Annotated in this window: 8 protein-coding genes; 4 read left to right on the forward strand and 4 right to left on the reverse strand. The window is 72.3% G+C overall.

Translation table 11 applies throughout. The features are described from left to right. The first annotated feature begins 39 nt into the window (after nt 1-39). Nucleotides 40-1173: an ATP-grasp domain-containing protein gene (locus tag ACZ4UB_RS27240; protein ID WP_468074006.1), complete on the forward strand. Its 1134-nt coding sequence runs from the start codon at nt 40-42 to the stop codon at nt 1171-1173. 276 nt (nt 1174-1449) lie between these two features. Here ACZ4UB_RS27240 and ACZ4UB_RS27245 read toward each other — a convergent pair whose 3' ends face one another. Continuing rightward, nucleotides 1450-2169 carry an alpha/beta hydrolase gene (locus ACZ4UB_RS27245; protein WP_354379784.1) on the reverse strand — a complete coding sequence of 240 codons (720 nt, stop codon included), beginning with the start codon at nt 2167-2169 and terminating at the stop codon, nt 1450-1452. Nucleotides 2170-2283: 114 nt separating this feature from the next. Between ACZ4UB_RS27245 and ACZ4UB_RS27250 the strand changes: the two genes are divergently transcribed. The 3 genes from ACZ4UB_RS27250 to ACZ4UB_RS27260 all read left to right on the forward strand — a co-directional run bounded on the left by ACZ4UB_RS27250 (nt 2284) and on the right by ACZ4UB_RS27260 (nt 4763). Next, a complete protein-coding gene (locus tag ACZ4UB_RS27250) occupies nt 2284-3432 on the forward strand; it encodes an adenosine deaminase (protein WP_354379783.1) in 1149 nt (382 codons plus the stop codon). Between the two features lie 136 nt (nt 3433-3568). Further along, nucleotides 3569-3850: a hypothetical protein gene (locus tag ACZ4UB_RS27255; RefSeq protein ID WP_354379782.1), complete on the forward strand. Its 282-nt coding sequence runs from the start codon at nt 3569-3571 to the stop codon at nt 3848-3850. 148 nt (nt 3851-3998) lie between these two features. Continuing rightward, nucleotides 3999-4763 carry a hypothetical protein gene (locus ACZ4UB_RS27260; protein ID WP_468074008.1) on the forward strand — a complete coding sequence of 255 codons (765 nt, stop codon included), beginning with the start codon at nt 3999-4001 and terminating at the stop codon, nt 4761-4763. 6 nt (nt 4764-4769) lie between these two features. Here the strand turns inward: ACZ4UB_RS27260 and ACZ4UB_RS27265 are convergent, their stop codons facing one another. Genes ACZ4UB_RS27265 through ACZ4UB_RS27275 form a run of 3 tightly spaced genes read right to left on the reverse strand, consistent with a single transcriptional unit; the run spans nt 4770 to nt 6253 of the window. Then, complete coding sequence (locus ACZ4UB_RS27265) at nt 4770-4976, reverse strand: PspC domain-containing protein (RefSeq protein ID WP_354379780.1); 207 nt, start codon at nt 4974-4976, stop codon at nt 4770-4772. Between the two features lie 37 nt (nt 4977-5013). Next, nucleotides 5014-5622, reverse strand: a complete 609-nt coding sequence (locus ACZ4UB_RS27270; protein WP_468074010.1) for a VanZ family protein — start codon at nt 5620-5622, stop codon at nt 5014-5016. Nucleotides 5623-5665: 43 nt separating this feature from the next. After that, the gene (locus ACZ4UB_RS27275) at nt 5666-6253 is read right to left on the reverse strand and encodes a PH domain-containing protein (protein WP_468074012.1); all 588 of its coding nucleotides are present in this window, start codon (nt 6251-6253) and stop codon (nt 5666-5668) included. Nucleotides 6254-7118: the final 865 nt, after the last annotated feature.

A 7118-nucleotide genomic window follows, 5' to 3' on the forward strand; every position in this document is an offset into this window, starting at 1 on the left:
TCCGGGGGGAGGCGCGAGCCGGACCCGGGGGTGGACACGGTGCAGAGCGAGAGCCCCAGACCCGTGGCCATCCTGCTGAGCCCGCGCCCGGCCGTGATCGCCGCCGCCCGCCGAGCGGGTGCGCGCCCCGTGGTGGTCGCGCCGGTCGCGTCCGTACCGTCCGTCCGAGAGGGGGCGGAACGGCCGGTACGGACGGACTGGCGCGACCACCGGGCACTGACCGCGGAACTCGCCCGGCTGGCCGCGGTCCGCGACGGCCGGGCCGCCGTCTTCGGCTTCGACGCGGCCAGCGCGCTCGCGGCCGCCCGCGCCAACGAGGCGCTGGGCCTGCCCGGCACCCCCAGCGGCGCGGTCACGGCCCTCATGGACAAGGCCGCCCTGCGCGCCCGTACCAACACCCTGCTGCACCCCGGCCACCCCGTCTCCTTCGCCCGCTGCGGACGCGCCGACCTGCTCCCCTTCATCGCCGACCTCATCGGCTACCCGTGCGTGGTCAAACCGCGCGCGGGCGCCGACGGGGAGGGCGTGCGGGGGCTGACCGGCCCCGCGGACGCGCGCGCCGCCGCCCGCGCCTACCCCGAAATCACCGACCTGCTCGTGGAGGAGTTCCTCGAAGGCCCCGAACTCACCGTCGAAGCGCTCTCCCGGGCCGGCCGCCACCGCATCCTCGGCTGGACCAGCCGGCTGCCCGGCCCCCGGCTCACCACCGCGGGCCACCAGCTCCCGGTCCCCCTGGACCCCCGCCCGGCCGCGTCCGTACGGTCCCTCGTGCGCCGGGTCCTGGACCTGGTCCGGCACCGGGACGGCCCCTCCCACACCGAGGTCATCCTCACCGCGCGCGGCCCCCGCCTGGTCGAGGCCCACGCCCGCCCGGGCCTCCTGGAGCCCGACCTGCTGCGCCTCGCCACCGGCATCGACGTCCTGGCCCTCGCGCTCGCCGCGGGCCTGGACCTCCCGGCCCCGCCCCTGCACCCCCGCGCGACCCACGCGGGCCTGCGCTACGTCGACTTCCCCCCGGCCCCGACCCGCCCCACCGCCCTGGCCGCGGCCCGCGCCGTCCCCGGCGTACTCCGTGTCCACCTCTCCCACCCCCACCCCTACATCCTGGCCACAGCCCCCACCGCCACAGCCCTCACCACCACCCTCACCCAAGCCACCTCCCTCCTCCGCTGACCCCCCAACGCCCCCAAGGGCGCCACACCAACGGGCCAGCGGTGCCGCACCAACGGGCCAACCCCGGCCACCTCAAGCCCCGCCGGCGTTTGAGGCGCGGCAACGGCGCCGCAGGGACAGGCCAACCCCGGCCACATCAAGCCCCGCCGGCGTTTGAGGCGCGGCAACGGCGCCGCGCGGACGGGCCGACCCGGCCACATCAAGCCCCGCCGGCGTTTGAGGCGCGGGGTCCGGGGCGGAGCCCCGGAAGACGGCGCCGCCGCGCCCCACCGGGCGTCACCCCCGCAACGACCGCCCGAAGCCGGAACCCAACGGCATGCGCAACCCCAACGGCGGCGGAGCCGCCAACGCATCCGTCACCGGCCGCGAATACCGCCCGGAACACACCGTCCCGAGGACGAAGTCCACGGTCAGCGCGACCACTTCCCCCTGATGCTCCCGCAGCCCGTGCCCGTCCGAGTGCACCTCGAACCGACACGTGGCCCGGTTCGCCTTCTTCGCCCGCGTCGCCAGCCGGAACGACGACTCCGGGTCGCTGCGCGCGTCGTTGGTGCCGTGCACGATCAGGACCTGCCGCCCCGACAACTGCTTCACCGGCTCCGGATCCACCCCCGCCCCCACCTCCGGCAGACAAGGCGCCAGCGCCACCACGCAGTTGACGGCCTCGTGCCCGGCCGCCGCCAACGCCGCCCGCCCACCCGCGTCATAGCCGACGAGGCACACCGGCACGTCGCCGTAGCGTCGTAACGCCTCCTCCACGGCCCACCGCGCCGCTTCCTCCCGCCCGTCCGCACCGTGCTGGACGGTGTGCGTGACCAGCCCCTGCGTCCCGCCCCCGCGGGCCAGCGCCCGCGCGAGCGGCCGCAGGGGACCGGGGAAGAATCTGGACGCCCCGGGGAGCAGGAGCACCACACCATTGACCGTCGAGCCCGAGCCGTTCGCGCCGGCCGCCCGCCCCAGGCGGGCCCCGCGCGCCGGCGGCGCATGCTGTGCCATGGCGGAACAGTCTCAGACTGACAGGTGTACGCCACCCGTCCGCACGGTCACTGTTACGTATCGACCCTCGCCGCCTGCCCCGCGCTCTACGCGCGTAGGAGCTAGAGTGCGCAGATGACGAGCGAGACCCCCAACCTGCCCACCCCAGATCAGATCCGCCGCTCCCCGAAGGTGCTGCTCCACGACCACCTCGACGGTGGACTGCGCCCCGGGACCATCATCGAGCTGGCGCACAAGGTCGGCTACGAGAACCTTCCCGAGACGGACGCCGACAAGCTGGGCGTCTGGTTCCGCGAAGCCGCCGACTCCGGCTCCCTGCCGCGCTACCTGGAGACGTTCGCGCACACCTGCGCCGTCATGCAGACGAAGGAGGCCCTCTTCCGGGTCGCCTCCGAGTGCGCCCAGGACCTCGCCGAGGACGGCGTCGTGTACGCCGAGATCCGGTACGCCCCCGAGCAGCACCTCGAAGCCGGTCTGACCCTCGAAGAGGTCGTCGAGGCGGTCAACGAGGGCTTCCGCGAGGGCGAGCGCCGCGCGCGCTCCAACGGCAACCGGATCCGCATCGGCGCCCTGCTCACCGCGATGCGCCACGCGGCCCGCGCGCTGGAGATCGCCGAGCTGGCGAACCGCTACCGCGACAACGGCGTGGTCGGCTTCGACATCGCGGGCGCCGAGGCCGGGTTCCCTCCCACCCGCCACCTCGACGCCTTCGAGTACCTCAAGCGCGAGAACAACCACTTCACCATCCACGCGGGCGAGGCCTTCGGTCTGCCGTCGATCTGGCAGGCCCTGCAGTGGTGCGGCGCGGACCGCCTCGGTCACGGCGTGAAGATCATCGATGACATCGAGGTCGCCGCCGACGGTTCGGTCACGCTGGGCCGGCTGGCCTCGTACGTCCGGGACAAGCGCATCCCCCTGGAGATGTGCCCGACCTCGAACCTGCAGACGGGCGCGGCGCTCTCCTACGCCGAGCACCCGATCGGTCTGCTGCGCAAGCTCCACTTCCGGCTCACGGTCAACACCGACAACCGGCTGATGAGCGGCACGAGCATGAGCCGCGAGTTCGAGCACCTGGTCGACACCTTCGGGTACTCGCTCGACGACATGCAGTGGTTCACGGTCAATGCGATGAAGTCCGCGTTCATTCCTTTCGATGAACGACTGGCCATGATCAACGACGTGATCAAGCCCGGTTATGCGGAGCTCAAGTCGGAATGGCTGTTCCAGCAGACCGCTTCGACCAGCGGTTCTGTCTCGGCGTAGGCCACGGCATGACGTACTGAAAGCGCCCGGGAGGAGCAATTCCCGGGCGCTTTCTCATATTTAAGGATGTTTGCAGGAGGGGGTTTGAAGTGACTAGTTTGCGGAGCCGCTCAATTCCCTGTCGCAAGGACGATTCATGAAGCAGTCAGCTGCCAAGACCCTCGGTGTCGCCGTCATCGGTGCCGCCTTCGCCGCGGCCGCCGCCGGTACCGCCTCCGCCGCCGTGCCCGCGATCGGTGTCGCCGACGCGCTCGGTACCGTGACCGCCGCCGCCCAGGGCGTGACCAGCCAGCAGAAGGTCGCCCCCGGCGAGGAGGCCCAGTCCCAGTCGAGCGACCCGGCGGAGGCCCTCAAGCCCGTCACCGGTCTCCTCGGCGGCCTGCCGACCAGCAACCTCCCCGGCGGCCTCGGCGGCTGACCCGCCGCACGCGAAATCGCACACGGATCCGCACGTACACACGCGGGGCGCACACCTCTTCGACGAGGTGTGCGCCCCGCTGTGGCATGTGCCACGATCACCCCGAACTGCCCATCCACGCACGGGGTATGAGGTCGAGGACATGCGCATGAAGGCACGAGCGGTCGCGGTCGCCTCGCTGGCCCCCCTGCTCCTGAGCGTCGCCGTCGGATGCACGACCGCGGGCGGCCCGGCGGCCGACAAGGGGCCCGACCCGAAGGGTTCCGCGGCGACCGGGGGAGCCTCCGGCGCCCCCGGTTCCGCCAGCGCGCCCGCGGCGGCCTCCGCCGCGCCGCGCACCGGCACCGTGCTGGAGAAGTCCGCCCTGGAACAGGGCGACCTCGTCGGCTACCAGATCTCGGCCCAGGGCAAGAACCCCAACGCCCCCGTCGGCCAGCCGCAGGCCGACAAGAAGGCCTGCCAGCCCCTCGCCGACGTCATGGGCGACAAGCCGGACCCGGCCGCGCGCGAGACGGTGAACCGCGGCGTCGGCTCCCAGACCCAGGCGGGCCTCGCCATCTCGGACTCGGTCAGCTCCTACGGCGAGAGCGACGCGAAACAGCTCATGGCCCGGCTCAAGGCGGCCGTCGCCGCCTGCGGCGCGGGATTCAACGCCACGATCCAGAAGCAGACCGGCAGCTACCGCGAGGTCAAAGCCGTCGCCTACCAGGCCGGGGGCGACGACAGCGTGAGCTGGACGGTCGTCGCGGCAGCCCAGGGCGTCTCGGCCCACGTCCACCTGGTCCTCGTACGCCAGGGCTCGACGATCGTGCGGCTGATGGCGCTCAATGTCGCGGACGCCCAGCGCAAGGCGGAAGTGCCGCACGACCTCACGGACAGGCAGGTCCAGAAGGTCAAGCAGACCATCCGCTGACGGCGGCTACCAGCTGCCGGAGGCGGCGCCGGTCTTCTCGTTCGGCAGGACCACCCACAGGGCCAGGTAGATCAGGAACTGCGGGCCGGGCAGGAGGCAGGAGACGACGAAGATGAGACGCATCGTGTTCGCGGACATCCCGAAGCGTCGCGCCAGACCGGCACAGACTCCGCCGATCCATCGTCCGTCACGCGGGCGGGCAAGGGCGCTCATGGTTTCTCCTTCGTAAGGATCGCTTTCTTGCGATGCCTCAATACTCCCGGTGAATCGCCGACAGGACCTCGGTCCAGGGGCCGATACCGACCCTGGCAACTCTCGGGGTAGGCCCCTGAGAGCGCACCGGAGAAGGCTCGGGGGAGCGGGGCCGCGACGCGACCCGCTTCCCGGAGCGCCGCAGCCGGGCGCGCAGCGCCGGTACGACGGCCAGGTGGGCCAGCGCCACGCCCAGCACGTTCAGCAACACCGAGTCGACGTCGACCACCCGGCCCGGCACCGCGGTCTGGAGCATGCCGATGCTCACGGAGACGAGCGTCCCCGCCGCGACGGTCCGGCCCATCGAGGCCCACGCGGCCAGTGGCGACGGCGCGAGCCGCCCGCTGACCAGCGGCAGGAGCACCCCGAGCGGTGCGAGCAGCACCAGCGACGAGCCGATCCGCCGCGCCGCCTCCAGCGGCCCGGCGGCCAGGTCGGCTCTGATCCCGGCGAAGGGGGTCAGATTGGCGGAGGCGGCCCATGGCACGTCCAGGGGTCGCAGGGTCACCCAGGCGACGAGCAGGAGGTGGGCGGCCAGCAGACCGCCGCCCACGAGCCGGAGCCGGAGTTGAATGGCGGCGCTGCCGCCGGCTTCATGACGCTGCACACCTGCGAAGACGCACCAGCCGGTAGCCGCGGTTCCGGCCGGTTCAGCGTGTGGCGAGGAGCACGATGAGAGCGACCGCTCCGATGGCCGCGGGCGCGATGATCTCGTACGACCAACGCACCCGCACGCTGCCCTGCGCCCCGGCGCGCGAAGCGCAGCGCTCGGCCAGCTCCGTCAGCTCGTGCACGACCTTGTCCGCCCCGGCCGGCGCCGCCTCCTGGGCGCGCCCGGCCCGCCGGTTCGCCTTCTTCCGCTCGCGCAGCGACACCGGAATGGACCACAGCTGGTACGTGTCCCCCTCGGCCAGCGCCTCCGCCGAGAACCCGGCCCGCACCGCGTCCACGGCGGCCCAGGGCAGCTCGATGGTGCGGAAGGGGTTCCGCACACGCATCCGGTTGTCGTTCGCGAAGACCGCGGGCCGCAGCGTGAACGCGACGATCAGCGGCACCGCACACAACAACACCGCCCCGGCGATCAACGGCGCCGACCCGTCCCCGCGCACCAGCGCGTCCCCGCACAACCACCCGACCAGCGCCAACATCAGCACGCCGGTCACCATGGCCATGGGGGAGCGATAGACCCGATCGTCATAGACCGGCTCGTCGGCAGCGGGGGGCACGGGACTCGTCATGCCCCGATTCTGCCGCACGGCGGAGGCGGGGGAGGTCGGGGTGGTGGGCACGCGGCTTCGCCGCGTTGGGCGGGTGCTTCGGCGGGGCGGGGTCGGGGAGGGCCCGGGGGCTGCCCGTCAGTTCCACTGTCTCTCCGTGCCGGGGCGACCTGTCAAGGGCGCTCCTTCGTCGCGTCGCTACGCGATGTCGCTGCGCTCCACCCTTGACAGGCCACCCCGTCACGGAAAGCCAAGAACTGTCGGGAAGCCCCCGGAGGAAGGGCAGGGGGGACCTTTCCCATGCGGCCCCGTTGCGAGCGATGCGCCGGAGGCTCTGAGAGCGGCCTTGCCGCGCCCTCCGGGCGACAAGACAACGACCACAAGCCACAAGCACGCTCTCAGATCGCTACGCGCTTCTCCGAGGAGGCGTCTGCGGGCTGATTGGGGTGAGAACTCGGCGAGACCGAGCATGGGGGCGGTCTGAGGCCGTCCGCCCCTTGAAAGTGGGATCCAAATGCCAACAAAAGAGGCATTTTGGAGGGTTGTTGAGTCCCTGCCGCCACCAGACCCGACTCCTGCTCGGTTGAGCCGAGCTTCCACCCCTCCCGCACCGCCCACCAGCTCCACGCGGCCCGCAGACGCTTCTCTCGGAGGAGCGCGTAGCGATCTAGGGGCGTGCTTGTGGCTCGTTCGCCCGGAGGGCGCGGCAAGGTCGCACTCAGGGCCCCTCCCGCACTGCCCGGAATCCCGGGAAGTGGGTCATGTCCCCCCTGCCCTTCCTCCGGGGGCTTCCCGACAGTTCTTGGCTTTCCGTGGGGACGGGGCCTGTCAAGGGTGGCCGCAGGCCATCGCGCAGCGACGCGACCGCAGGGAGCGCCCTTGACAG

The organism is Streptomyces sp. NPDC028419, from assembly GCF_055565515.1.

Excerpts from the sequence above, each read along its gene's own strand:
- ACZ4UB_RS27245 (WP_354379784.1), bottom strand. The coding sequence starts at position 2,169 with ATGGCACAGCATGCGCCGCCGGCGCGCGGGGCCCGCCTGGGGCGGGCG.
- ACZ4UB_RS27250 (WP_354379783.1), top strand. The coding sequence starts at position 2,284 with ATGACGAGCGAGACCCCCAACCTGCCCACCCCAGATCAGATCCGCCGC.
- ACZ4UB_RS27255 (WP_354379782.1), top strand. The coding sequence starts at position 3,569 with ATGAAGCAGTCAGCTGCCAAGACCCTCGGTGTCGCCGTCATCGGTGCC.
- ACZ4UB_RS27260 (WP_468074008.1), top strand. The coding sequence starts at position 3,999 with ATGAAGGCACGAGCGGTCGCGGTCGCCTCGCTGGCCCCCCTGCTCCTG.
- ACZ4UB_RS27265 (WP_354379780.1), bottom strand. The coding sequence starts at position 4,976 with ATGAGCGCCCTTGCCCGCCCGCGTGACGGACGATGGATCGGCGGAGTC.
- ACZ4UB_RS27275 (WP_468074012.1), bottom strand. The coding sequence starts at position 6,253 with ATGACGAGTCCCGTGCCCCCCGCTGCCGACGAGCCGGTCTATGACGAT.